Source organism: Paraburkholderia phytofirmans, from assembly GCF_046028095.1.
Lineage (GTDB): Bacteria > Pseudomonadota > Gammaproteobacteria > Burkholderiales > Burkholderiaceae > Paraburkholderia > Paraburkholderia phytofirmans_A.
The window spans coordinates 26,070-50,982 of record NZ_JAQQDJ010000017.1 but is presented as its reverse complement, the minus strand read 5'-3'; the positions used below and the strand labels follow the sequence as shown (position 1 = coordinate 50,982).

Sequence of the window (24,913 nt, the reverse complement as noted above, 5' to 3'; positions counted from 1 at the left end):
CGCGCCTCAAGTCCAACGGAACCCCGCCGTTATCCCGTTGAATGACCCGACGCAAAAATGATGCGTAACCGGTCTTTCTTTTCAGCCACAGCCCAACCCGTCTTAAAATAGCGGCACTTCCGCTTTTGAGAACCTCATGCTGGATATCCTCCCGCGCGGCCCCGCGCCCGCCAACGACGATTCCGAGATGTTCGAACTCGCGCCCGTCTCGCTGTGGCTCGAAGACTTCAGCGGCGTGCGCGCTTTGTTCGATGCATGGCGGGCAGACGGCGTAACCGATCTGCGTGCACATTTCGCCGCCAATCCGGGCTGCGTCGCGCAATGCGCGCATAGCATCCGCGTCATCAAGGTCAATCAGAAGACACTGACGCAATTCGAGGCCGCCGATTTCGACGCGCTCACCAGCAATCTCGCCTCGGTGTTCCGCGACGACATGCTCAAGACGCACCTTGAAGAGTTATGCCAGTTGTGGTCCGGCCAATCGCAGTTCACCAGCCAGACGGTCAACTACACGCTCGGCGGACGGCGCCTGGACGTGCTGCTCAAGGGCGCCGTGCTGCCCGGCCACGAGGCGCGCTGGGACCGCGTGCTGGTGTCGGTCGAAGACATTACGGAACTGGAAGGCGCGCGGCATCGCGTGACGCTTGCCGAACAGTATGTGCGCGGCCTGTTCGAATATTCGCCGGTATCGCTCTGGGTGGAGGATTTCAGCGCGGTCAAGCGTCTGCTCGACGAAGCGCGGGCGGCCGGCATCAACGATTTCCGTGTGTTTACCGACGTGCATCCCGAGTTCGTCGAGCGCTGCATGCAGGAAATCCACGTGCTCGACGTGAACCAGCACACGCTCGACATGTTCGCCGCGAAAGACAAGAAAACGCTGCTGTCGCATCTCGCCGACGTATTCCGCGACGACATGCGTCCGCATTTCCGCGAGCAGCTGGTCGATCTGTGGGACGGCAAGCTGTTCCAGCAGCGCGAAGTGCTCAACTATTCGCTCGACGGCAGCGAAGTGCATGTGCACCTGCAGTTTTCCGTGCTGCCGGGGCATGAAAAGAGCTGGGATCTGGTGCTGGTCGCGCTCACGGACATCACGGCGCGCAAGAAGGCCGAAGCCTACCTGGAGTTCCTCGGCAAGCACGACGTGCTGACCAAACTGCGCAACCGCTCGTTCTACGTGGACGAACTCAACCGGCTCGAACGCAAGGGCCCGTGGCCCGTGACGATCATCATGGCCGATCTGAACGGTCTGAAACGCGTCAACGATCAGCTCGGCCACGCGGCGGGTGACGCGCTGTTGCGGCGTGCCGGCGAGGTGCTTGCCAAGGCGACCGAGACACCGTTTCACGCGGCGCGCATTGGCGGAGACGAGTTCGCGATCCTGATGCCGGACACCGACGAGCGCGGCGGCGCCGCGATGGTCGATGCGATCCGGCAACTGGTGGAGCTGAACAATCAGTTTTATCCGGGCTCGCCGCTCAGTTTCTCGATGGGCGCGGCCACCTGCCAGCGCGGCGACCGGCTCGAAGCGGGCGTGCAGCGCGCCGATCTGCTGATGTACGAGGACAAGCGCGCGACCTACGCGAGCCAGCCGGCGGGCGACTCGGCGGGGCGCTGAACATTGCATCGGCCGCGCCGGGTCATGGCGTGGCGTCGTCGGGATGACTAGCGCGTATTTGCGTTACGGCGTCGGCGGACCGGACGACGGAGCGACCGGCCCCGCTCCGCGGTCGATAGTTCGCTTAGCCCGGCAATTTGGCCGCCAGCACATCGACCTTCTCGATCGTGGGCGGCGAGGCGAACAGGTCGCCGGCCTTCGCCATCAACGCGGCCGCCACTTTGCCGTTCAGATGCGCGTCGCGGCCGGCTTCATCCGGAAAGGCGTCGAAGATACCGAAGGTGGACGGCCCCAGCTTCAAACCGAACCACGCGACGGTGCCCGGCTCCTCCTCGACCAGCGGCAAACCGCTGAGCAGAAACGCTTCGACCTCTTTTTCCTTGCCGGGCCTGGCTTCGAGACGAACGTACAGTGCGAGTTTGACCATGACAGAACTCCTGCTGTGAGATGCGAACAATGGTGTGCTGTGCGAGGGTTCGCAAAGCACGACGAGACATTGGGGACCGCCGGTCTATCGGACGAGTATAGTCCGCTGCCCGTCTAGCGCCGTCACACGCCCTTCGCGCCAAGATCCACACACGCCGCGCCGGTTTGCGCTAGCGCAGCATTCCGTGTTGCGGCTGCCGGCCGGCCGGCGTCCGTCGGCTATACTCGCCGCCCCTGAAGTTTTCCGCGGCCCGGCGCCGCGGTCTGGAAAAATCATGTCGACAATTCCCGCCTGCCCGCAGTGCGCAATGGAAAACACCTACCCGGACGGCGACAACTATGTCTGCCCCGACTGCGCGCATGAATGGCCGATGAACGCCGCCGCGTCCGTCGACGAAGCCGACGCACGCGTGGTCAAGGACGCCAACGGCAACCCGCTGGCCGATGGCGATGCCGTCGTCCTGATCAAGGACCTGAAAGTGAAAGGCTCGTCGATCACGCTGAAAATGGGCACCAAGGTGAAGAGCATTCGCCTTGTCGGCGGCGATCACGAAGTGGACTGCAAGATGGACGCCGGCAGCTTCATGCTGAAGGCCGCGTATCTGAAGAAGGTTTGAGTCTGAACGAACGGCGCCGGCCAGCACAGGCGGCACTCACGAGGAGCGACAGCGATGCTTTCCCATGTTTTCATCGGTATCGGCGATTTCGAGCGTGCCTGCAGCTTTTACGACTCACTGATGGGCACGCTCGATCTGCGCCTCAAGTTCCGCGATCCGGACGCATGCTGGTCCGGCTGGATGGCGGTGGATGCGCCGCGCCCGCTGTTCGTAATCGGTAAGCCCTACGACGGCCATCCTGCCTCGGCCGGCAACGGTCAGATGATCGCCCTGCTCGCCGCCGACCGCGTCACGGTCGATCGCGCGCACGCCGCGGCGCTCGCTCACGGCGGCACGTGCGAGGGGCCGCCGGGTTTGCGTCCGCAATATCATGCGGACTATTACGGCGCGTATTTTCGCGATCCGGACGGCAACAAGCTCTGCGTGTGCTGTCACGAACCGGAAACCCGTTAGCGCGACCAGCACTTATGCGCCCGGAAAGCGCAGCTCGAAGCGCACCACGCCCGGCGCCGGACACACCACGCGCGCCGTGCCGCCATGCAGATGCATGATTGCCTTGACGATCGCAAGACCCAGACCGCTCGATTCGGTGAAGGCGCTACGCGCCGCGTCCGCGCGATAGAAGCGATCGAACAGGCGGCCTAGTTGCTCCTCGGGAATCGGCGCGCCGTCGTTTTCGACCACAACGGTGGCACCCGCGTCGTCCTGCGTGCCACGCAGACGCACCACCGTATCGCTCGCCCCGTAGCGCACGGCATTGACAACCAGGTTATTGATCGCGCGGCGGCACAGCATCGGATTGGCTGACGCTACCCCCGTGGCCTCGACCACGAAGCGCATGCCGCGTTCGTCGGCGGGACCTTCGAAATAATCTGCGATCCTGACGAGTTCCTCGCGCAGATCGACCGGCTCGCGTTCCACTGAAAGCGCCGCATGGTCCGCATGCGCGAGAAACAGAATGTTCTCCGCGATATGGCTCAGACGGCTCAGTTCTTCGAGATTCGATTCGAGCACCTGCTGATACTCGTCGGGCTCGCGGGTCCGCGCGAGCGTCACTTGCGTCTGCCCGATCAACGCGCCGACCGGCGTGCGAATCTCGTGCGCCAGATCGGCGGAAAACTGCGAGAGCCGCTGATAACCATCGGCGAGACGGTCGAGCATGGCGTTGAACGCATGCGTGAGCTGGCGCAATTCGAGCGGCGCCGCCTCGCTGTCGAGCCGCACCGACAGGCTCGTGGGATTGATCTGCGCGGCCCGCGTGGCAATCTCGCGAACCGGGCGCAGCGCCCGGCGCAGCACGTACCAGGCGAGCAGCGTCGCGGCCAGCATGCCGATCAGCGTGGCCAGCACGATGCGGTCGCGGTACGCGGCCAGCATGCGCACTTCCTCCGTCATCGGGTGGCCGGCGATCACTTCGACTTCGGTGCCATCCTCGCGCGCTCGGGCGGTGGCGATCGCCCAATGCACCGGCACACCGTTAGCCAACTGCGTCTGGTGAACGTCGGCGAAGGTCGGCAAGCGGCCCTCCACGCCGGCTTGCAGCGCGGGCACTGCCACGCCCGCCGGGTTCACGTCGATGAACGGCGCTTCGCCCGGGCGGCGAAACAGCAGCACGTCCTGTTCCGCGCCGAGCATGGTCTCGAACAGCAACGGCCGGCTCTTCAGTTCGCCGACCGAATAGAGATCGCGCACGATACGGCTGAAATGCTCGACGCGGGCCGTCAGCACCACGTCGGCGCGGCGTTGCAACGACACCTCCGCGGAGTGATAGAAGTACGCGCCGAGCGTGCCGATCACGACGCACGCAATCGACGCGAACAGCACCGTGGTGCGAGCCGTGAGCGAGCGCCCGGTCCAGAATTTCATGAGCCGTCGCCGAACGTATAGCCGATGCTGCGCACGGTATGGATCAGCTTCTTTTCAAATGGATGATCGACTTTGGCGCGCAGCCGTTTGATGGCCACGTCGACCACGTTGGTGTCGCTGTCGAAGTTCATGTCCCACACTTCAGAGGCGATCTGCGTACGCGACAGGGCTTCGCCCTGACGGCGCACCAGCAGATGCAGCAGCATGAATTCCTTGTTGGTGAGCGGAATCTCCACGCCTTCGCGCGTCACCTTGCGGCGCAGCACGTCGAGCTTGAGGTCGGCGATTTCGAATACGTCGCTCTCGCGGATCACGCCACGGCGCAGCAGTGTGCGGATACGCAGCACCAGTTCCGTAAATGAAAATGGCTTGACGAGATAGTCGTCCGCACCGAGTTCGAGACCGCGAATGCGATCGCTGACGTGGTCGCGCGCGGTCAGGAAAATCACCGGCAGATCGCGCCGCGCGCGCAGCGCCCGCATGATTTCCCAACCGTCGATGCCGGGCAGCATCACGTCCAGCACCACGAGGTCGTACGCGTTTTCGAGCGCCATATGCAGGCCGTCCGTGCCGGTGCGCGCGAGATCGACCGCATAGCCGCTCTCGCGCAAACCCTTCTTCAGGTAGTCGCCGGTTTTCGGATCGTCTTCAATGACGAGGATGCTCATGGTGCTCGGTGCTCCGATTCGGCTTTGACGCAGAGCCTCGCCCTGCCGCTCGCCGAATCCTGGACGTGGATATGCCAGTCATTTTACGTGGCCGTTGCGCGCCGTTCATGACGTTTTTGTCATCCGTCTGTCACTCGCCGGAGCCGGTCCCGAGACTAATCTGCCCCCATCCTTCACCACCTGGAGCAGATTCATGAAGATCGTTTCCGCGCGTGCGTTGCGCGCTTTCGCCGCCCCCGCGCTCGTCGCCGCTGCTTTGCTCGCTGCCGGACCGGCTGCACAGGCCCAGAGCGCCGCGCCCACCGGCGTGCGCGGCACGGTGACCTCGCTGTCGGGCGATCTGCTCAAGATCCACACGCGCGACGGCAAAGACGTCGACGTGAAGCTCGCCAAGGACACGCCGATCCGCGGCGTGGTGCTCGCCAACATCAACGATATCAAGCCGGACAGCTACGTCGGCACCGCCGCGATTCCGCAGGCGGACGGCACGCTGAAGGCGCTCGAAGTACACGTGTTCCCGGCCAGCATGCGCGGCTCCGGCGAAGGCCATCGTCCGTGGGATCTCGGCGGCAACAGCTCCATGACCAACGGCACCGTCGGTTCGCTGGTGGTCAGCAACGGCCGCACGATCACCGTGAAGTACAAGGACGGCGAAAAGAAAATCGTGATTCCGCAGGACGTACCTATCGTCGCGCTGGAACCGGGTGACCGTTCGCTGCTCGTGCCGGGCGCGAAAGTCGTGCTGTTCGCGCACAAGGAAGCCGACGGCTCGATGGCCGCCAACTTTATCTCCGCGGGCGAGCATGGCGTGACGCCGCCGATGTAAGACGGTGTTGCTGTTTTCACTTTGAGTCGGGCAGCCGCGTTCTTGCATGACGCGGCTTTTCGATTTCCTGTTTGTCTCGTGACCTTCGCACCATGCCCGAATCAAAACCGCGCCTGCTCGTACACCCGCTCGTCGTGCGAATCACGCACTGGATCAACGCATTCGCGATGGTCTGCATGGTGATGAGCGGCTGGGCCATTTATAACGCGTCGCCGTTTTTCCCGTTCCGGTTTCCGGTTTGGGCGACCGTCGGCGGATGGCTGGGCGGCTCGATCGCGTGGCATTTCGCGGCGATGTGGCTGCTGTGCGCGAACGGGCTGCTGTATTTCGCGTATGGCGTTGGACGCGGGCATTTCCGCCGCAAGCTGTTGCCGGTTCATCCGCGCGACGTAGTGCATGACGCAAGCCTCGCGCTGCGCTTCAAGCTGCCGCACGATTCCGGAAAATATAACGCGGTGCAACGTGCACTGTATCTGCTCGTGCTGTGTCTTGGCGTGTTGCTGGTGGCGTCGGGGCTGTCCATCTGGAAGCCCGTGCAATTCTCGTGGCTCACCGCGCTATTCGGCGGATTCGACTTTGCGCGGCGCGTGCATTTCATCGCAATGGCAGGCGTGGTCGGTTTCGTGGTCGTGCATCTGGCGCTGGTGCTGCTCGTGCCGCGCACCTTGCTGCCGATGCTGACAGGGCGCGCACGGGCACATTCGGCGCATGAAGGGAGCCAGGCATGAGCGCATCCAAACCCAACAATGACGCGCGGCGCTCCCGCATCGTGCTTGCCGATCATCAGCCGCAAATCGAGCGGCTGCAACGGCGGCTGTTCCTGCGTTCGTCGCTCTCCATCGGCGCACTGGCGATGCTCTCGGGCTGCAACATGCAGGACGGCGATTCGGTCGACAAGGTACTCTGGGCCATGTCGCGCTGGAACGATCGCGTGCAGGGCTGGCTATTCGACCGCAACAAGCTCGCGCCAACCTATTCGGCGCGCGAAATCACCGACCCGTTTCCCTTCAATGCGTTTTATCCAGAGTTCGACGCGCCCGACATCGACGGCTCGACTTATCAACTGGAAGTGTCGGGGCTCGTATCGGACAAGCGCACGTGGAATCTCGATCAACTACGCGCGTTGCCGCAGGCTTCGCAGATCACACGCCACATCTGCATTGAAGGATGGAGCGCTATCGGACAATGGCGCGGCGTACCGTTTCGCACGTTTCTGGAGCGCGTCGGCGCCGATCTGAGCGCTCGCTATGTCGGTTTCAAATGTGCGGACCGTTATTACTCCAGTCTCGACATGGCGACAGCGCTGCATCCGCAGACGCAACTCACGCTCGATTTCCGCAATGAACCACTGCCTGCTAAATACGGCTATCCGCTGAAACTGCGCGTGCCGACCAAACTCGGCTTCAAGAATCCCAAGCACATCGCGGCGATCTTTGTGACCAACACGAATCCCGGCGGCTATTGGGAAGACCAGGGGTACAACTGGTTCAGCGGTTTGTAACGTATGGCGCAGCGGGCTTGCCCAATCACACCGCGGTGACGTAACGCGCCACCGGTTTGACCAAACGTGGCGCCGGCGCATCGTAGAGGGCGCGCATGCGCTTCACTTCGTCGACCGGGCTCAGTCCGAACAAACGCTTGAACTCGCGGCTGAACTGCGACGCGCTTTCATAACCGACGCGCGCCGCGGCCGCGCCCGCATTCAACCCGTCCTGCACCATCAGCAAACGCGCGTGATGCAAGCGCGTGGTCTTCACGTATTGCATCGGCGAAGTGGCGGTGACGGCTTTGAACTGCGCATGGAACACGGCGAGGCTCATGCCCGCTTCGGACGCGAGCGTATCGACGTCGAGCACGCCGTGGTAATCCGCATGAATTCGCCGCAATGCTTTGGCAACGCGGCCGAAATGATTCTGATGCGTGAGCGCCGCGCGAATCGCGTCGCCCTGCTCGCCGGTCAGCACGCGATAACAGATTTCGCGCACCACGCCGGGCGCGAGAATGCGCGCGTCGAGCGGAGAAGCCAGCGCGTCCATCAAACGTTGCACCGCGTTGCTCAGCGCCGGGTCGAGCGCTGTTGAATAAATGCCAACGGGTTCGTTCTGCGCGGCGCCCTGCGTTTCATTCAACGCCATCAGCAATTCGGCCACCATGGTCAGATCGACGCGCACCGAGATGGCGAGAAAAGGCTCTTCCGCGCTCGCCTCGGTCTCGCATTCGAATGGCAAGGGCACCGAGAGCACGAGATACTGCTGTGCGTCGTACTGAAACACCTGATCGCCGAGAAAGCCGCGCTTGCGACCCTGGCAGACGATCACGATGCTCGGCTCGTACATGACCGGCATACGCGGCATGGGCGCGTTCGCGCGCATCAGATTGACGCCTTCGAGACTCGTGCGCGTGAGGCCCGGCGTGGGTGCGAGCACATCGAATAACTCGACCACGCGCTGGTGGGCCGGATTGACCGATACGGGTTCAGCGGAACGGGGTGACATGACGGTATAGTGACGTGCGAGAGAATAATGCTTGAAATTTAGCATCAAACGACCTATCGCGCTCCTCGCCAGGAGTTTTAGGCAAATCTTCAAGACATTCAGGTATTCCCGGGGTGCCTGCCCACTCCTATCATGGGAACCCTGCCGGATCATCCTTTTCCGCGCTGCGCCGGGCTCGGTTGGCGATTCCCAGTTTGACGAATTTGCCAGCCACCGCCCGCGCAGTGATCCCGGTTCATGACGAGGTTGGCCACATCGGCGACATGCGTCGCCCATCGCCGGCGCCTTGCGACTTCACCCTCTTTGCTGGAGCTACCCATGAGCACGACTTACGCCTATGCAGCGACCGACGCGACCGCGCCGCTCGCCCCGTTCGAAATCCAGCGCCGCGAACTGCGCGCCCATGACGTGCAGATGGAAGTTCTGTTTTGCGGTGTGTGCCATTCCGATTTGCATCAGGCGCGCAACGAATGGAAGAACACGGTGTTTCCGGTTGTGCCGGGCCATGAGATTGTCGGCCGCGTGACCGCGGTTGGTCCGGACGTAACGAAGTACAAGGCTGGCGATCTGGTCGGCGTCGGCTGTCTGGTGGATTCATGCCGCACGTGTGCGAGTTGCAAGGAAGATCTCGAGCAGTATTGCGAGAACGGTTTTGTCGGCACGTATAACGGTGTCGATCGGGTCGACGGTCAGGTCACTTACGGTGGTTATTCCACGCAGCTCGTCGTGGATGAAGCGTTCACGCTGCGTGTGCCGGCGAATCTCGATCCTGCTGGTGTCGCGCCGTTGCTGTGCGCTGGGATCACGACGTATTCGCCGCTGCGGACCTGGGGTGCTGGTCCTGGCAAGAAGGTGGGCATTGTCGGGCTTGGCGGTCTGGGGCATATGGGTGTGAAGCTCGCTCGCGCGATGGGTGCGCATGTTGTGCTGTTCACTACCTCGCCTTCCAAGATCGAAGATGCGAAGCGGTTGGGTGCGCATGAAGTTGTGATTTCGAAGAATGCCGAGGAAATGGAAGCGCATTTGAATAGCTTCGATCTGATTGTGAATACGGTTGCTGCTCCGCATGATTTGAATCCGTTTTTGAATCTGCTCAAGCGGGATGGGACTATGACGCTGGTTGGTGCACCGGAGCATGATCATCCGTCGCCGCAGGTGTTCAATCTCATCTTCAAGCGTCGCCGGTTGGCTGGGTCGTTGATTGGTGGGATTGCTGAGACGCAGGAAATGTTGGACTTCTGCGGGGAACATGGGATTACTTCTGATGTTGAGGTGATTCCTATGCAGGGGATCAATGAGGCTTTTGAACGGATGCTGAAGAGTGATGTTAAGTATCGGTTTGTGATTGATCTGGATTCCTTGCGGAAGTGATTTTTTTGGTTTTTTTGGCTTGCGCTGGGGGTCGTTTTTTTGGGCTCGCGGCGCGGGCTGTTTTCTGGTTTTTTTTCTTGGCCTTTGATTGGTTGTTGGGTTGGGGTTTTGGCCTTTCCTTGCTTTGTTAGTGGTCTATTGGCGTTGCCCCTGTGCGGGGCGGCACCTACTTCTCTTTGCCGCCGCAAAGAGAAGTAGGCAAGAGAAAGCGGCTCACACCGCTAACTCTTAAGCGGGTCCCCCGCACAGCCGCGGTAGTGGTGCATCTGGAATTAGTGCCCTCGCACATTCCGCATGAGTGACAAAGCAGTCATTCTTCCGGCGGCGCTGCGCGCGCCCCCCGGTACATCAGTAAACCCATCGTTTTTTTCGCGCATCGCCGAGGCGAAGCCGACGGCCCCACCACACACAAACAAACCCACTGGTTTTTCGCGGACCGTCCCGGCGAGCGCGGAGCGCGAGGCGGGAAGCATGACTGCTGTGTCACGTGCATGGAATGCGCGAGAACACGGATTCCAGATGCACCACTGCCCCCTCCGAGCCAGGGGACCCGCTTATGAGCTAGCGGTTTGAGCCGCTTTCTCTTGCCTACTTCTCTTTGCGGCGGCAAAGAGAAGTAGGTGCCGCCCCGCACAGGGGCACCGCTAATAGACCACAAGCAAAGCAAGGAAAGGCCAACACCCTAAGCATCCCAAACAAAAAAAACCGCCAAAAAAACAGGCAAAAAAAACCCAAAAGCAACCCTCGACTGGAGCATGAACCGTGATTGACAGAATAACTGCAATGCGCACCTTCATCCGAATCGTGGACACCAACAGCTTCACCCGCGCAGCGGAATCACTAAACATTCCACGCGCCACGGCAACCACCATCGTCCAGAACCTGGAAGCCCTGCTAGGCACAGTCCTTCTAGCCCGCACAACGCGGCGCCTAAGCGTCACCCCCGAAGGCGCCGCGTACTACGAACGCTGCGCGCAAATCCTCGCCGACATCGACGAGATGGAAGCCAGCATCCGTCACGCGACGGATAACCTGACCGGCCGTCTGCGCATCGAAATGCCCGGCGCCGTAGCCAGCGCCATCGTGCTGCCCGCTCTCGAAGACTTCCACACCCGTTACCCCAACCTCGATCTCGCGATCAGCATCAGCAACCGCACAGTCGATCTGATCACCGAAGCGATCGACTGCAGCATCCAGCTCGGCGAATTGCCGGACTCGAATCTGGTCGCGCGCCAACTCGGCACGCTCGAACACGTGACCTGCGCAAGCCCGGCCTACCTGGCCCGCTACGGCACGCCCACGGATCTCGACGATTTGCGCGGCCACACAGCCGTCAATTGCATGTCGCCACACAATGGCCGTGAAGTGGACTTCGATTTCGAAGTGAACGGCGAAGCGCAAAACGTGAAGGTGAATGGCTTCGTCAAAGTCAGCGACGAACAGGCCTATCTCACCTGCGGCCTGCAAGGCCTCGGCTTGATCCAGCCCGCGCGGATCGCCGCGCAACCGTATCTCGACTCGGGACTATTGCGCGAAGTCATGCCGCAATGGAAGCCCGTGCCGATGCCGGTCTCGGTTGCCTACGTGAAGAATCGCCGCGTGTCGCCGCGCGTGCGCGCGTTCGTGGACTGGCTGGCGGAGTTGTTCGAGAAAGCGGAGCACGTCGATCAGGATCTCTCGCGTGTCCGTCAATTGCTGCGCGGCCTGCATCCCGCCTGAGGCGGGTTGAATGCAGGCACGCAGCGCGGTAGCAAACCGCGTCAGTTTGCTAACTTGACCGGCACCGGCCGCGTCAGCAGGTCGACATAGAAGTTAAAGAAATTCGGATTGTCGAAGCGTTTTACCACCGTCATTTTCTGCAACCCCGCCGGCGGCGAACTCGTATAGCCGGTCGCCTTGCCATCGTTCGCACCGAAACTCATCTCCACGTCCACCCACTCATCCACGGTCTGCGTGGCGAACGAAGGGTGCATCAGATACGCGAGCGTCAGCGTATCCCAGATGTTCGTCGTGTAGTTCGGGTTGGTCTCGAAACCGTTCTTGCCGTCGAACCCATAACCGTTCAACGTCTTGAACAATTGCGTGATGATGGTCTGCTTCGTCGGGTCGTGCGCGACACGGTCGTAAAGCGCTTTGTCCATCTTCACGGTGTCGGTGACATCGAGTGGAATCACCACCTGTTTGATCGGCAGGCGCAACACGGTTTTCGCCGCTTCCGGATCGAACCACCAGTTGAACTCGGCAGTCGGCGTGGTGTTGCCCGGCACGTCGATCGCTCCGCCCATGTAAATGATCTGCTTGATCAACGGCACGATCTCGGGATGCTGACGCGTGGCCAGCGCAATGTTGGTCAGCGGGCCGATCGCGAGAATCGTCACCTCGCCCGGATTCTGCTTCACCGAATCGACGATGAAATCCACCGCGCTCCTGCTCTGCACCTTGGTGTGCGTGGCGAAGCCGTCAGGTGGCGCGACCAGGTCGCTGTCGGATTTCGGCTCGGGTGTATTCCATGCGCCAAGATAGCCGTCGCCGCCGGGGAATTGCTTCTGCTCGGCCTGAATGGTGGCGAGGTCGTGCGACAAGGCGTAATTGGCGCCCGCATACACGCCGATCTGATTCTCGACACCAAGACGTTCGACCGATTTCAACGCATCCGCCACGCCCTGCTTCAACCATTGATTGCCGGAGACCACCGTAATACCCAGCACTTTCAGTGAGCCTTGCGCCTGCAATTGCGCGGCCATGACGCCGAGTTGGCCATCGTCGCTCAGTGTGTTGTAGTCGCTGTCGATAATCACTTTCGGCGGGGTCTGCGCATTGATTTCACTACCGCCGCAGGCCGAGAGCGCGGTGATAGCCACCACACCAGCCACGCACGTCATTGCTACGAGAAGTCGCTTCACTCATGTCTCCTTTTTTATAGCGCTGTATCGCGCGAAGGAGGCTCATGATAGACGTAATCCAGATGAAATCAACTCGTCATGTCGAGTGAATAATTCACGGAGAGTGCATGCGCGCCAATGACGCGCAGGCGAAGCCGCAACAGAGCAAAGTCTGCTGCGGCCGATAACGCTCATACGGTGCGTCATTCTGATTGAATGACTAAGCGCGATTAAGGCTGACGAGCCTGCTGCGCCGAACCCGGGCACGCCGGATCCTTGCCCCAATGGCCGTCACATACACGCCAGCGGCACAACTGGTCTTCAAAGAAGCCGCGCTGTCCGCACTCTTTCACGCGCTCAGCGAGCCTGGCGTTGCCAGGCGTTGCGGATGCGCTAACCTTGGTCGCGGTGTTGCCGTCCGCTGGTTTCGCATCCGCCGGCTTGGTCCGCGCGACGAGTGCAGCCAATAGATCGGCATCCGAATCATCTTTCGATGCATTGCCGTTCGTGCGCGTTTTCTTCGACTGAGCGACTGCGGTCGGCGCGCTCGCATGACGGTTGCTGGCAGTCGCGCTTTCCTTCTTACCGTGCGCCGCGCTCTCGTGTTTCTCTTTGCTTGCCACCGCCGTGGCGCTCTTGCTGTGCTTCGCCGCTGGCGCCGTGACCGCGGAAGCGGCCGTTGCGGATGCCACCGGTGCGGGTGCGCTGCTCGGCTCCGCGCCGTCGGCGAGCGCGCGCGACAGACGGCTGCCGTCGCTGGCAGGCGCCGTAGCGGACGCCGCGGCGGCTTTGCTGTCGCTATCGTCCGCAACGATCGTGGCCGCTTGCGAGGATGCCGGAGCCGGCGCCTCCGCTTTGGCGACAAGCTGCGGCGTGGCGCTCGCGGCCGCCGCCGGCGCAGCACTTTTCTGCACACTCGCAGGCGCGGCCGCTGCCAGCGACTCGCTCTGCACACGCTGCTGCATATGCCACGCACCCCAGCCACCGGCTGCGATCACGAGCAACGCGACCAATAGAAATGGCGCCCTGGACCGGCGTGGTTTCTCCGTAGGCGGCGCAACGCGGCCTTCGAGGTTCGCAAGGATTCGCGAACCATTGCCATCAGCGCCTTTAGCCTTATCGGATAACAGGCTAGGCGGGGCTTTGGAATTCGAACTTTCCGGCGCACTCATTCACTGTCTCATTGAATCCTAGATTATTTCGCCGTGATAATACGTTCCGGCTCGTCTCCGAGCAGGCCTGATTCTAAGAGCAAGCATTACAAAATACAATTGTTTCCAATTTCCGGGGTCGACTTTGATTGCCGTAGTACTTCTCGCCTATTTCGCCATCGCCGTTGTGATCGCCGCAATGCTGCTATTGCCGGCGGTTCGCGCCTCTTTATTAGGCGCGGCGCTCGCTATTCACGGCCGTGTTATGCGCGGAGCATCGCGTAGTGCATCGCGCGCTCGCGGTCAATTAGCACGCTCGGCAAAAATTTCGCAATCGACCGCAGTCGATATGCAAAACTTACTGGTAAAGCGGCGCTTGCTGATTTTTACCACGACAGGTATTCTTGCGACGCCTCCATTGGTGGCATTGGCTTTACGCGGCCGGCAATTATTCCAATTCGATGACACTGCACGGGTTCCGGACGAGAAAATTGCCGCGTTATTGAATGGCGAACAGCTCGTGCCCCCGCCGCCGTTGCCGCCGGAGGTATTCGCAACGCAGGAAGTCGAGCAGATCCGGCCCGCGCTTAAAGACGCGAGCCGCGACTGGAATTTGCTCGACGCCGATTTCAGAACGCGTTTATTGCTCGTGTACAAAATCATGCGCGAGCAATACGGGTATGAAATGGCTTTGCTGGAAGGTTATCGCAGTCCGGAGCGGCAAAACCGGCTGGCGCAAATGGGAGGCAACGTCACCAATGCCGCGGCGTTTCAAAGCTATCACCAATACGGTCTCGCCTCGGACAATGCATTTTTGCGCGACGGCAAGCTCGTCATTTCAGAAAAAGATCCCTGGGCCATGCGCGGTTATCAGTTATACGGGCAGACAGCCGAACAGGTCGGCCTCACCTGGGGTGGCCGCTGGAAAATGATGGATCTCGGGCACGTCGAATATCACAAACCCGGCTTCGTCCTCGGGCGCGGTCATTAAGGCGCAATGGGCGAAACCGGGTAATAAAGAGGTTGACATGGGGCGTTCAATGAAATTTTCTGGCGAAAAGCGGAAATGCCGCACGCATAACGGCATTGCTCCGATCAGCGTCGTCACGGGCAAAACCTGTCCATTTAACAATTCCGCCGTATTCGCTTTCGCCTGAATATGCTTTCGTTTTATTTCAAACGCCGTACGCGCGCCATGCTGTCTGCCACAGCACGCGCCACAACACTCATCACCAAGACCTGAACGGCTTATGCGACGCATTCTCAACGTGTTGACCCACACACGCACGCTCTCGATCATCGGCTTGCTCGCGCTCGCTGCTGTTTTATTCATCGGCGCCGATACCCTGCAGATCGATCTGATGTGGCCGGCCATCGTGCTCGGCGCCGTGATCGCGCTGTGGCTGCTGGTGTGGATCGTGCGCCGCCTGCGCGCGCGCCGTGCCAATCGCAAGCTCGGCGAAATGCTCGAGCAGCAAGCGGAGAAGCAGGCCGAAGCCGGTCCCGCGCCCACGCCCGCGCGCCAGGCCGAACTCGACGTGCTGCGCACGCGTCTCGTCGATGCGGTGAAGACCATCAAGACCTCGAAGATCGGTCAGGTCTCGGGCGGCTCGGCGCTCTATGAGTTGCCCTGGTACATCGTGATCGGCAACCCCGCCGCGGGCAAGAGCAGCGCTGTGTTGAATTCGGGTTTGCAATTTCCCTTCGCCGACAAGAACAACGCGGTGATCCACGGCATTGGCGGCACGCGTAACTGCGACTGGTTCTTTACGACCGAAGGCATTCTGCTCGACACCGCCGGCCGCTATTCCGTGCATGAGGAAGACCGCACCGAATGGCTCGGCTTTCTCGGCCTGCTGAAACGTTTCCGGCCGAAGGCGCCGATCAACGGCATCATCGTCACGGCGAGCATTGCGGAACTGACCAACAGCAAGCCTGAATTCGCAATCAATCTCGCGAAGAACCTGCGCCAGCGCGTGCAGGAGTTGACCGAGAAGCTCGAAGTGTTCGCGCCGGTGTATGTGATGTTCACCAAGGCCGACCTGATTACCGGCTTCACCGAATTCTTCAGCGGCAGCGAGCGCCATGAATACGATCGCGTGTGGGGCGCCACACTGCCCTATGAGCCGGACGAGAAGCGCGACGTGGTCGGTCTGTTCGACGAACACTTCGAAGAACTGTACGACGGCCTGAAAGAGATCAGCGTCGCGCAGATGTCGATCAATCGCGGCAACAAGCTCTCTCCGGGTCAATTGAGCTTCCCGCTCGAATTCTCGACGATCAAGCCCGCATTGCGCGCGTTTCTCGCCACGCTGTTCGAGACCAACCCGTTCCAGTACAAGCCGATTTTCCGCGGCTTTTACTTCACCAGCGCCTTGCAGGAAGGTGAAACGAATAGCGCCGCGGCCACACGCATCGCCAACCGTTTCGGCCTGAGTTCGGACGGCCTGCCCAAGCCGCATAGCGCGTTCTCGAAGAACGGTTTCTTCCTGCGCGATCTGTTCTCGAAGGTGATCTTCGCCGACCGGCAAACGGTCAAGCAATTCGCCAGCCCCGCCAAGACGCGCATGCGCTATGCGACCTTCTTCGGTTTCGTCGCGGTGCTCGCACTGGCGCTCGGCGGGTGGACCTGGTCGACGGTCAATAACCAGCAGCTCACGGCGAACGTGCAGGCCGACCTCGACAATGTCGTGCGTCTGCAGCAGAACCGCAACGATCTGCAATCGCGCCTGCAAGCCATGGACGTGCTCGAGGACCGCATCGATCAACTCGAACAGTTCCGCCGCGACCGGCCGCTCGCGGTGTCGCTCGGTCTGTATCAGGGCGATCGCCTCGAACAACGCCTGCTCACCGAGTACTACAACGGCGTGCGTCAGATCCTGCTCGATCCGGTTTCGCAGAATCTCGCGTCGTTCCTGAAGGACGTCAACGCGCATCCCGACCAGCTCGCGCCGTTGAACCGCGCGCCGGACGCGGCCGCGATTCCGGTCTCCACACACTCGGCCATGAGCGCCAACAGCCAAGGCGGCTTGTATAGCGACGCCTCGCCGACCAACGTCGAAGATGCGTACAACGCGCTCAAGACCTACCTGATGCTGAGCGACAAGCGTCATGTTGAAACGGCTCACCTGACCGATCAGGTCGCGCGCTTCTGGCGCGGCTGGCTCGAAACGAATCGCGGCAACATGCCGCGTGACGAGATGATCCGCAGCGCCGAACGCATGATCACGTTCTACCTCGCGCGCGTGTCGGATGACGATTGGCCGATGATCGACCAGAACCTCGGCCTCGTCGATCAAACGCGAGAGAACCTGCGACGCGTGGTGCGCGGCATGCCGGCCCGTCAGCGCGTCTACGAGGAAATCAAGGCGCGCGCGTCGACCCGTTTCGCGCCGATGACGATCGCGCGCATCGTCGGCGAAAACAACACGGCGCTGGTGGCGGGCAGCTATGCGATCCCCGGCACCTTCACGCGTGAAGCCTGGTTCCAGTACGTGCAGCCCGCCATTCGCGATGCCGCGACGAAAGAGTTGCAGGCGAAGGACTGGGTGCTCAACACATCGGCTCACGACGATCTGACGCTGGAAGGCAGCCCTGAACAGATCCAGAAAGCGCTCGTCGCGATGTACAAGACCGAGTACGCGATGCACTGGCAGAAGTTCATGCAAGGCATTGCGGTGCAGAGCTTCGGCAGCTTCGGCCAGGCGGTGGATGCAATGAACCGTCTCGGCGATCCGCAGGACTCGCCGATCCGCAAGGTACTCGAAACCGCGTACGACCAGACTTCGTGGGACAACCCGTCGCTCTTCAACGCGAACCTGAAACGCGCGCAAACCGGCGTGACAAGCTGGGTCAAGAACCTGTTCTCGCGCGCGCCCACTGGCCAGATCAACGCGAACATCGACATCAACGGCAATCCGGTCGAAGTGCCGATGGGTCCGATCGGCCAGGAGTTCTCGGCGTTGGGCCGCATCGTCGTGAGCGGCGACAACGGGTCGATGCTCAAGGGCTATATGGACACGCTGTCGAAAGTTCGCACGCGCTTTAACGTGATCAAGAATCAGGGCGATCCGGGACCGGGTGCGCGTCAGTTGATGCAGCAGACGCTCGACGGCAGCGGCTCCGAACTCGCCGATTCGCTCAAGTACGTCGACGAACAGATGCTCACGGGCCTCACCGATTCGCAGCGCAAAGCTCTGCGTCCGCTGCTCGTGCGTCCGTTGATGGCGGCTTACGCAGTGGTGATCCAGCCGGCCAGCGTCGAAGTCAACAAGGTGTGGAACGCGCAGGTGTATCAGAGCTTCCAGGGCTCGCTCGCCAACAAGTACCCGTTTGCCAGCGACGCGAAGGTCGAAGCCGGCGCCGGCGAAATCGCCCAGGTGTTCGGCCCGGACGGCGCGATCGCCAAGTTCGTCGGCACCACGCTCGGGCCGCTCGCGGTGCGCCGTGGCGACACGCTGACGGCCCGCACATGGGGCGACATGGGCCTCGCCCTCACGCCCGACTTCACCAGCGGCTTCGCGCGCTGGGTGGCGCCGCTCGCCGGTGGCGCGGCGGGCGCAACGGCAGGCCAGGGTTCGGCCGAACCGCAGACTGTGTTCCAGATCCTGCCGCAGCCGAGCAGCGGCACGACGGAATACACGCTGGCGATCGACGGCCAGCAGATGCGCTACCGCAACACGCCGCCGCAGTGGACCAACTTTGTGTGGCCGAATCCGTCGGGCTCGCCGGGCGCGACGCTGAACGCGACGACCTTCGACGGCCGCACGCTGCAACTCGTCAACGAGCCGGGCCGCTACGGTCTGGAGAAGCTGATCAACTCGGCGCAGCGCAAGCGTCGTCCGGATGGCACGTTTGATCTGTCGTGGACGCAAGGCAGCGTAACGGTGGCGGTCAGCATGCGCATCATCAGCACGTCGCAGGCTTCGAGCGGCAGCAGCGATGCGCCGCAACAGCAGAGCCTGCGCGGCTTGCGGCTGCCGTCCTCGGTGGCGGATGTGAGCGCGGCGGCGAATTCGGTCAATGCGACGGCTGCGGGTGCGCCCGTGCCCGCAACGCCCGCGACACGGCCGGCTGCGGCCGCCACCGCGGTTTCGAATACAGGGGGTGCGCAATGACGCAGACCGTGCAGGCGCAAATCGCCTACTTCGGCAAGATCCCGTCGCGCGGCGACTTCGTGAAGAGCGCGCATAACCCGCAATTGCTGGCCACGCTCGACCGCTGGATCGCCGAAGCCATGGAGCTGCTCACCGACGATCCGCGCTGGAAGATCGTCTACGAAAACGCCAAGCCGATGCACTTCGCGTTCCTCGGTTCGCGCAGCAAGCTGGCGATTGCCGGGCATATGGTGGCCAGCCACGATCAGTCGTCGCGGCGCTTTCCGTTTCTTGCCGCGACCGCGCTCGAAGTCGAAAAGCCGCTGACGTTTCTGGCCCACAGTCCGCTCGCGTTCGCGCGCTTGTGGTCGCGCGTCGCGGCACAAATGAAGCCGCTGCTCGGCGCCAGCGAGCCGCCCGGCGCGCTGCAGGCGCTCGGCGAAACGCAAGTGCCGATCGAGATAGGCGGTGGTCCGGGCAATCCGCACGACGGCACGTTCAATGACTTCGTCGAACACCAGACGCTCGCCGGGCTCGAACAGATGCTGCTGGCGAGCGGCCATCCGGTGCGCTTGCGCGGCGCGATGCTGGCGCTCGGCTCGCTGCTGCGTCCGGTGATGCAAAGCGGCTCGTCGCATCTCGAACGCGGGCTGACCTTGCCGCTGCCGAACGATCCCTTCTATCGCAGTCTCGTTGCCGCGTTCTGGCTCGAACTGATTGCGCCGTTCGTCGCGCAGGCGGATTTCGAGCTGGCGATTTTCATCGGCACGATTGCCGAGCGCGAGCGGCTCATCATCGGCTTTAACGGCGCCTCGGCCAAAACGCTGCATAGCGTGGTCGATCCGCAGTCGTACGCAGCGCACAACATCGATATCGACGATCCCGAGTGGATCGACGAACACGCACAAAACGATCATGGCATCAGCAAGCTCGTCAGTTACCTCGACCAACCGCAACTGTCGCTGCGCGTCAGCATCGACACGTTCCGCGAAGCATTCACGGGAGCGTGACACGATGCTGAACAACACATCCACCGCACGCATGACGGTGCTGCTCACGGGTCTTCTGCTCAGCGCGCTTGTGCATGCCGACAACGACGGCCCCGCTCGCGTCACGCCGGTCGACAATAGCGGCGTTTCGATTCACACCGCGGTGCTGCCGCCGGCTTCTTCGGCCTCCGTTGGCAATGCAGGGCCCGCGGTGAATTCGGCCGGGCTCGCAAGCGGCACGACCGGCGCCGGCACCGGCGCGATCACCGCGGCGCCGCCGCCCGCCAACGCGACGCCCGGCCAGGTCGTGGTCGGCGGCAAGGTGCCGGACGAAGCGACCAAGGCGGCCGTGCTCGCGCGCCTGCGCGACACGTACGGCGCGGCCAACGTGGTCGATCAGATCGAAGTCGCCGATGTGGCGACGCCGCCGAACTGGTCCGCCAATGTGCAGAAGCTGATCGGCCCGCAGTTGAAGCAGATCAGCAAAGGCCAGTTGAAAATCGACGGCACGCAAATCGACGTGAAGGGCGAAGTACACAACGAATCGCAGCGCCAGCAACTTGCGAGCGACATGGCGAATGCTTTGAACCCGACTTACACGATCAAGAACGGTCTGCGCGTGAGTGCGTCCGAACAAGGCCTGCTCGATCAGACGCTCGCCAATCGTACGATCGAATTCGAAACCGGCAGCGCGACGCTCACGCCGCAAGGCCGCGCGATTCTCGATCAGATGGCCGCCGCGATGGGGAAGATGACGACGAAGACCGTTGCGATCATCGGCCACACCGACAACTCGGGTAACCGCACGTCGAATATTGCGCTGAGCCAGGCGCGTGCGGATGCGGTGAAGGGTTATCTGGTCGCCAAGGGCATTCCGCCGCAACAGATGTCGACGACCGGCGTTGGCCCGGATCAGCCGATTGCATCGAACGACACGACAGATGGGCGCGCGCGGAATAGGCGCATCGAGTTTCGCGCGGGGTCTTGAGCCGTTGTTGTTTGCGCAGCGTGCATGAAAAAAGCCTGGCTTCGAAGCCAGGCTTTTTTCTTTGTTTGGACCGCTTTGTCAGCTGTTCTCTTCCGGCTTCACACCCAGCAACTCGCGAATATGCGCGAGCGATCCATCGTCCTTCACCACGGTCGAAAGCCATTGATGCAGGGGCATATCCGCGGCCTCCGCAGCCTTGTCGGCGAAATACGCGGCAGGGTTGTGCGGCTCCGTCGCGCGAAAGAACCTGGCCACCGCGCGCAATTGCGCGACGGCCTGCGCGCGGCTCTGGATTCCTGCAATCGGGCTCGTCGGCATGGTCGTCAACACAGGTTCCTCGCGTTGCGGTGCGGTCTTGAAGGTAGGCTCGGCGCGATCGTGCTTGTGATCGTTCAGCGCGGGTGCTTTGGCGGGCGGCGGCGCTTCGGCGCTCACGCCGACTTCGCGTGCAAAGCGCTCGGCCAACCGGTACACGTTTTCGTAAGCGTCCTTCGCCTGCCGGAAACTCGGCGCGGAATCCGCGGCGCGCCGGTCCAGTTCCTGTTCGAGCGCGAGCATGGCCGCTTCGAACGCTTTCAGATCGACTAGTAGCGCCGAATAGAACGCAGGCGGCGTAGCGCGCTTCGATGCCTCGATCTGATCGATCGACGGCTTGCCGCGCGCGATATCGTCGGCGTGATCCGGATCGCGTTTAACGGCTTGCGCGACGTGCGTGGCCACGTCCCAATCGATCGTGCTGTACGCATTGCCTTGCGACGACGTGAGCGGCATGGCGCGCAGCAGATCACCCGTGCGCCCGACCAGCCATGCGACGTTGCCGAGGCGATATTCGGTGTCGTCGCCTTCCGGCAGCGGATGTACGTGGTCCCAGTAGCGCTCGCAAAGCCCTGTCAATAGCGCGTAACCCTGTGAAAGACCGTTGATGCCCTCATCGATCGCGAGCGCTTCAGTGAGCCAGACGGCGAGGCGCAAATCTTTGGTCTGCGTTTGCAGCAAGCTGCCCGAACGCTCGACCACGAACGCCCAATCCGCCTCCTTGATCTCTGTAACCCATTCGCCCTGATCCAGCGATGGATCTTCGAAACGGCGCGCATGCTGGATCGCATCGAATTCGGCCGAGAACAGCAGATCTTCGCCACAGGGCGAGGTTTCGCTGAGCGGAGCCAGCAAGGTGTCAAGATTAATGGGCATGAGAGAAAGCAATAAGTATCGGGTACGGCATTAAATCAGATTGGCGCGTCCGCTCACACCACCGTGTAGTCGAACTCACCTGTCTCGCTCGCGCGCACCGCAATGCGTTCGATCGCGGCGCCGTTCGCCACGCGTTCCAGCACCTGCTGCGCCACTTCCGGCAACAGCGTGCCGTTCAGAATGTGATCGACATTGCGCGCGCCGGAATCCACTTCGGTGCAACGCGCGAGCACCGCATCGACCAGCGACTCGTCCCACTCGAACACCGCCTTGTGATTGGACTCGATACGGCGGCGAATCCGGTCGAGTTTCAACTCGATGATTTCGGCGAGCACGTCGTCGGAAATCGGATAGTACGGCACCACTTTCATGCGGCCGAGAAACGCCGGTTTGAATGCTTTGTACAACTGCGGGCGCAAAGTTTCCGCAAGTTCATCGGCGTCGGGCAGTTCTTCCGCGCTCTTGTTCAGGCACGCCTGCATCACCGCCTGCGAGCCGACGTTCGACGTCAGAATGATCAGCGTGTTGCGGAAATCGATCTCGCGGCCTTCGGCGTCGTCCATCGTGCCTTTGTCGAACACCTGGAAGAACATTTCGAGCACGTCGGGGTGCGCCTTTTCGACTTCGTCGAGCAGCACCACCGAATACGGATTGCGGCGCACCTCTTCGGTCAGCACACCGCCCTCGCCGTAACCGACATAGCCCGGCGGCGAACCTTTAAGGCCGGACACGCTGTGCGCTTCCTGATACTCGCTCATGTTGATCGTGACCATCTTGCGCTCGCCGCCGTACAGCACATCGGCAAGTGCGAGCGCGGTTTCGGTCTTGCCGACGCCCGACGGTCCCACGAACATGAACACGCCGCGCGGTTTGTTCGGGTCTTCGAGATTCGCACTCGCGGTACGCACGCGCTGCGCGATCGCTTCGAGCGCATGGTCCTGACCGATCACGCGCGCGGCCAGCAACGGCTGCAGATTCAGCACGGTCTGAATTTCGTCCTTGACCATGCGGCCGAGCGGAATGCCGGTCCACGCGGCGACGATTTCCGCGACCACGTGAGCGTCGACCTGCAACGGCACCATCGGCTGGCCGCCTTGCAAGGCGTGCAATTCGGCGACGCGCGCGGCAAGCGTTTCGCGCGCCTGCTGCGCCTTATCCGCTTGCTCCGGGTCTGCGCTGCTCACGCGCGCCGCGTCGATGTCCGCGCGCAAACCAACGATCTCCGTCACCAATGCGCGTTCCTTGTCGTAGCGCGCTTCGTCTTCGGCAAGATCTTTGAGGTCCTCTTCACGCAGGCCGCGCAATTCAGCGAGGCGTTCGTCGTGCAGCGCGCCGCTCGCCACTTCGCGTTCCAGCGCGGCGATTTCAGCGTCGATACGTTCGAGGCGTTTTTTCGTGTCGTCGATGGCCGCCGGTGTCGAACTGTGCGCGAGCGCGACTTTCGCGCAAGCGGTGTCGAGCACGCTGATCGCTTTATCCGGCAGTTGCCGGCCGCTGATGTAGCGGTGCGACAGACGCACCGCCTCGGTGATCGCATCATCGAGCACGCGCACGTTGAAATGCTTTTCCATCAGCGCGGCCATGCCGCGCAACATGGCGGCGGCGAGCGTCTCGCTCGGCTCCTCGATCTTCACGACCTGGAAACGCCGCGCGAGCGCCGCGTCTTTCTCGAAGTACTTCTTGTACTCGCTCCATGTGGTGGCCGCGATGGTGCGCAATTCGCCGCGCGCCAGCGCCGGCTTCAGCAGATTGGCCGCGTCGTTCTGTCCGGCCTGACCGCCGGCGCCGATGATGGTGTGCGCTTCGTCGATAAAGAGAATGATCGGATGCGGACTCTTCTTCACCTCGTCGATCACATTCTTCAGGCGGTTTTCGAACTCGCCTTTCACGCTCGCGCCGGCTTGCAGCAACCCCATATCGAGCACATGCAGCGCCACGCCCTTGAGCGGCGCGGGCACGTCGTCGGCGGCAATGCGCAGCGCGAGACCTTCGACCACGGCCGTTTTACCGACGCCCGCTTCGCCCGTCATGATCGGATTGTTCTGGCGGCGGCGCATCAGAATGTCGATGGTCTGGCGAATCTCGCTTTCGCGGCCGATCACCGGATCGATCTTGCCTTCTCGCGCGCGTTGCGTAAGGTTGCTGGTGTATGTATCGAGCGCGGGCGTTTTAGACGGCGCGCCCGGAGTGGCAGCGGTCGCTCCTGGATCGCTCGCGTTGTCGCCTTCGCTTTGCGTCTCATTGCTGCGCTCGACTTCGCGCGAACCCGCGGTCAGCTCATCGAATTTGTGCTTCAGCTCAGTCACGCGCACGTCGCGCAGCAGCGGCGACATGCGCTCGGCGAATTGCGCGAGATCCGGTGCGCTCAGCAACGCCAGCAGCAAATGCCCTGAGCGGATCCGCCCGATCTGCGAATCGAGCGACGCAATCAGCCACGCCTGTTCGAGCAGCTCGATCAGATGCTTCGAAAACACCGGCGTGCGCGTATTGCCGGTTTTCAAACGCTGCAACTCACGCTCGAGATCCGCGCGCAACGCGTGCGCGTCGACCCTGCTCGCGCGCAGCACCAGCGCGACGTCGCTCGCCGGTTCGTCCAGCAGCGCGAGTAGCAGATGTTCGAGGTCGACCTCGTAGTGACCGCGCGCGAGACAATTGTTCGCCGCCAGCAAAGCCGCCTGCCGGCAGGTCGGATTCAGTTTGGCGATCAGGGTGTTGAGGGACGTGCTCATGTC

Annotated in this window: 20 protein-coding genes; 12 read left to right on the top strand and 8 right to left on the bottom strand. The window is 62.0% G+C overall.

Features of this window, described 5'->3' with window-relative positions; genetic code table 11:
• The first annotated feature begins 136 nt into the window (after positions 1–136).
• Positions 137–1,615: a diguanylate cyclase domain-containing protein gene (locus PQR54_RS33935; protein WP_408253336.1), complete on the top strand. Its 1,479-nt coding sequence runs from the start codon at positions 137–139 to the stop codon at positions 1,613–1,615.
• A 124-nt stretch (positions 1,616–1,739) separates the two neighbouring features.
• Here the strand turns inward: PQR54_RS33935 and PQR54_RS33930 are convergent, their stop codons facing one another.
• Positions 1,740–2,042 (bottom strand): putative quinol monooxygenase, encoded by a 303-nt coding sequence (locus PQR54_RS33930; RefSeq protein ID WP_408253334.1) that lies wholly within the window; start codon positions 2,040–2,042, stop codon positions 1,740–1,742.
• Positions 2,043–2,316: 274 nt separating this feature from the next.
• Here PQR54_RS33930 and PQR54_RS33925 point away from each other — a divergent pair, with 274 nt between their 5' ends.
• A complete protein-coding gene (locus PQR54_RS33925; protein ID WP_408253331.1) occupies positions 2,317–2,658 on the top strand; it encodes a zinc ribbon domain-containing protein YjdM in 342 nt (113 codons plus the stop codon).
• Between the two features lie 54 nt (positions 2,659–2,712).
• Positions 2,713–3,111 (top strand): VOC family protein, encoded by a 399-nt coding sequence (locus PQR54_RS33920; RefSeq protein ID WP_408253329.1) that lies wholly within the window; start codon positions 2,713–2,715, stop codon positions 3,109–3,111.
• Between the two features lie 12 nt (positions 3,112–3,123).
• On the opposite strand, the gene PQR54_RS33915 is transcribed toward PQR54_RS33920, so the two are convergent.
• Entirely contained in the window at positions 3,124–4,524 is a 1,401-nt protein-coding gene (locus tag PQR54_RS33915; RefSeq protein WP_408253327.1) for a heavy metal sensor histidine kinase, read from the bottom strand.
• Entirely contained in the window at positions 4,521–5,192 is a 672-nt protein-coding gene (locus tag PQR54_RS33910; RefSeq protein ID WP_168790805.1) for a heavy metal response regulator transcription factor, read from the bottom strand. The genes PQR54_RS33915 and PQR54_RS33910 overlap by 4 nt, the downstream gene beginning before the upstream one ends.
• Before the next feature lie 193 nt (positions 5,193–5,385).
• On the opposite strand from PQR54_RS33910, the gene PQR54_RS33905 reads away from it, so the two are divergent.
• The 3 genes from PQR54_RS33905 (at position 5,386) to PQR54_RS33895 (ending at position 7,519) form a co-directional block, all read left to right on the top strand.
• A complete protein-coding gene (locus PQR54_RS33905; protein ID WP_408253324.1) occupies positions 5,386–6,018 on the top strand; it encodes a hypothetical protein in 633 nt (210 codons plus the stop codon).
• A 92-nt stretch (positions 6,019–6,110) separates the two neighbouring features.
• A complete protein-coding gene (locus tag PQR54_RS33900; protein WP_408253322.1) occupies positions 6,111–6,746 on the top strand; it encodes a cytochrome b/b6 domain-containing protein in 636 nt (211 codons plus the stop codon).
• Complete coding sequence (locus tag PQR54_RS33895; protein WP_408253320.1) at positions 6,743–7,519, top strand: molybdopterin-dependent oxidoreductase; 777 nt, start codon at positions 6,743–6,745, stop codon at positions 7,517–7,519. The genes PQR54_RS33900 and PQR54_RS33895 overlap by 4 nt, the downstream gene beginning before the upstream one ends.
• A gap of 25 nt (positions 7,520–7,544) precedes the next feature.
• Here PQR54_RS33895 and PQR54_RS33890 read toward each other — a convergent pair whose 3' ends face one another.
• Positions 7,545–8,513, bottom strand: coding sequence for an AraC family transcriptional regulator (locus PQR54_RS33890; protein WP_408253318.1), 969 nt, complete (start codon positions 8,511–8,513; stop codon positions 7,545–7,547).
• A 318-nt stretch (positions 8,514–8,831) separates the two neighbouring features.
• On the opposite strand from PQR54_RS33890, the gene PQR54_RS33885 reads away from it, so the two are divergent.
• On the top strand, positions 8,832–9,884 hold the full coding sequence (locus PQR54_RS33885) for an NAD(P)-dependent alcohol dehydrogenase (RefSeq protein ID WP_408253316.1): 1,053 nt from the start codon (positions 8,832–8,834) through the stop codon (positions 9,882–9,884).
• 762 nt (positions 9,885–10,646) lie between these two features.
• A complete protein-coding gene (locus PQR54_RS33880; protein ID WP_408253314.1) occupies positions 10,647–11,603 on the top strand; it encodes a LysR family transcriptional regulator in 957 nt (318 codons plus the stop codon).
• A 41-nt stretch (positions 11,604–11,644) separates the two neighbouring features.
• Here the strand turns inward: PQR54_RS33880 and PQR54_RS33875 are convergent, their stop codons facing one another.
• Together PQR54_RS33875 and PQR54_RS33870 are read right to left on the bottom strand one after the other, a co-directional pair.
• On the bottom strand, positions 11,645–12,787 hold the full coding sequence (locus PQR54_RS33875; protein WP_408253311.1) for a nucleoside hydrolase: 1,143 nt from the start codon (positions 12,785–12,787) through the stop codon (positions 11,645–11,647).
• Between the two features lie 209 nt (positions 12,788–12,996).
• Positions 12,997–13,938, bottom strand: a complete 942-nt coding sequence (locus tag PQR54_RS33870; RefSeq protein WP_408253310.1) for a hypothetical protein — start codon at positions 13,936–13,938, stop codon at positions 12,997–12,999.
• 124 nt (positions 13,939–14,062) lie between these two features.
• Here PQR54_RS33870 and PQR54_RS33865 point away from each other — a divergent pair, with 124 nt between their 5' ends.
• The 4 genes from PQR54_RS33865 to PQR54_RS33850 all read left to right on the top strand — a co-directional run bounded on the left by PQR54_RS33865 (position 14,063) and on the right by PQR54_RS33850 (position 20,990).
• Complete coding sequence (locus PQR54_RS33865; RefSeq protein WP_408253308.1) at positions 14,063–14,908, top strand: M15 family metallopeptidase; 846 nt, start codon at positions 14,063–14,065, stop codon at positions 14,906–14,908.
• A gap of 259 nt (positions 14,909–15,167) precedes the next feature.
• Positions 15,168–19,034: a type VI secretion system membrane subunit TssM gene (gene tssM / locus PQR54_RS33860; protein WP_408253305.1), complete on the top strand. Its 3,867-nt coding sequence runs from the start codon at positions 15,168–15,170 to the stop codon at positions 19,032–19,034.
• The gene (tagF, locus tag PQR54_RS33855) at positions 19,031–20,023 is read left to right on the top strand and encodes a type VI secretion system-associated protein TagF (protein ID WP_106311620.1); all 993 of its coding nucleotides are present in this window, start codon (positions 19,031–19,033) and stop codon (positions 20,021–20,023) included. Before tssM ends, tagF begins: the two co-directional genes overlap by 4 nt.
• A gap of 4 nt (positions 20,024–20,027) precedes the next feature.
• The gene (locus PQR54_RS33850) at positions 20,028–20,990 is read left to right on the top strand and encodes an OmpA family protein (protein WP_408253302.1); all 963 of its coding nucleotides are present in this window, start codon (positions 20,028–20,030) and stop codon (positions 20,988–20,990) included.
• Between the two features lie 78 nt (positions 20,991–21,068).
• Here the strand turns inward: PQR54_RS33850 and tssA are convergent, their stop codons facing one another.
• Together tssA and tssH are read right to left on the bottom strand one after the other, a co-directional pair.
• On the bottom strand, positions 21,069–22,181 hold the full coding sequence (gene tssA, locus PQR54_RS33845) for a type VI secretion system protein TssA (protein WP_408253299.1): 1,113 nt from the start codon (positions 22,179–22,181) through the stop codon (positions 21,069–21,071).
• A gap of 53 nt (positions 22,182–22,234) precedes the next feature.
• Positions 22,235–24,910 (bottom strand): type VI secretion system ATPase TssH, encoded by a 2,676-nt coding sequence (tssH, locus tag PQR54_RS33840; RefSeq protein ID WP_408253297.1) that lies wholly within the window; start codon positions 24,908–24,910, stop codon positions 22,235–22,237.
• Between the last annotated feature and the right edge of the window lie 3 nt (positions 24,911–24,913).

What these genes read in the sequence shown, in the direction of transcription:
- PQR54_RS33935 (WP_408253336.1), top strand. Translation starts at nt 137, where the DNA reads ATGCTGGATATCCTCCCGCGCGGCCCCGCGCCCGCCAACGACGATTCC.
- PQR54_RS33930 (WP_408253334.1), bottom strand. Translation starts at nt 2,042, where the DNA reads ATGGTCAAACTCGCACTGTACGTTCGTCTCGAAGCCAGGCCCGGCAAG.
- PQR54_RS33925 (WP_408253331.1), top strand. Translation starts at nt 2,317, where the DNA reads ATGTCGACAATTCCCGCCTGCCCGCAGTGCGCAATGGAAAACACCTAC.
- PQR54_RS33920 (WP_408253329.1), top strand. Translation starts at nt 2,713, where the DNA reads ATGCTTTCCCATGTTTTCATCGGTATCGGCGATTTCGAGCGTGCCTGC.
- PQR54_RS33915 (WP_408253327.1), bottom strand. Translation starts at nt 4,524, where the DNA reads ATGAAATTCTGGACCGGGCGCTCGCTCACGGCTCGCACCACGGTGCTG.
- PQR54_RS33910 (WP_168790805.1), bottom strand. Translation starts at nt 5,192, where the DNA reads ATGAGCATCCTCGTCATTGAAGACGATCCGAAAACCGGCGACTACCTG.
- PQR54_RS33905 (WP_408253324.1), top strand. Translation starts at nt 5,386, where the DNA reads ATGAAGATCGTTTCCGCGCGTGCGTTGCGCGCTTTCGCCGCCCCCGCG.
- PQR54_RS33900 (WP_408253322.1), top strand. Translation starts at nt 6,111, where the DNA reads ATGCCCGAATCAAAACCGCGCCTGCTCGTACACCCGCTCGTCGTGCGA.
- PQR54_RS33895 (WP_408253320.1), top strand. Translation starts at nt 6,743, where the DNA reads ATGAGCGCATCCAAACCCAACAATGACGCGCGGCGCTCCCGCATCGTG.
- PQR54_RS33890 (WP_408253318.1), bottom strand. Translation starts at nt 8,513, where the DNA reads ATGTCACCCCGTTCCGCTGAACCCGTATCGGTCAATCCGGCCCACCAG.
- PQR54_RS33885 (WP_408253316.1), top strand. Translation starts at nt 8,832, where the DNA reads ATGAGCACGACTTACGCCTATGCAGCGACCGACGCGACCGCGCCGCTC.
- PQR54_RS33870 (WP_408253310.1), bottom strand. Translation starts at nt 13,938, where the DNA reads ATGAGTGCGCCGGAAAGTTCGAATTCCAAAGCCCCGCCTAGCCTGTTA.
- tssM (WP_408253305.1), top strand. Translation starts at nt 15,168, where the DNA reads ATGCGACGCATTCTCAACGTGTTGACCCACACACGCACGCTCTCGATC.
- tagF (WP_106311620.1), top strand. Translation starts at nt 19,031, where the DNA reads ATGACGCAGACCGTGCAGGCGCAAATCGCCTACTTCGGCAAGATCCCG.
- PQR54_RS33850 (WP_408253302.1), top strand. Translation starts at nt 20,028, where the DNA reads ATGCTGAACAACACATCCACCGCACGCATGACGGTGCTGCTCACGGGT.
- tssA (WP_408253299.1), bottom strand. Translation starts at nt 22,181, where the DNA reads ATGCCCATTAATCTTGACACCTTGCTGGCTCCGCTCAGCGAAACCTCG.
- tssH (WP_408253297.1), bottom strand. Translation starts at nt 24,910, where the DNA reads ATGAGCACGTCCCTCAACACCCTGATCGCCAAACTGAATCCGACCTGC.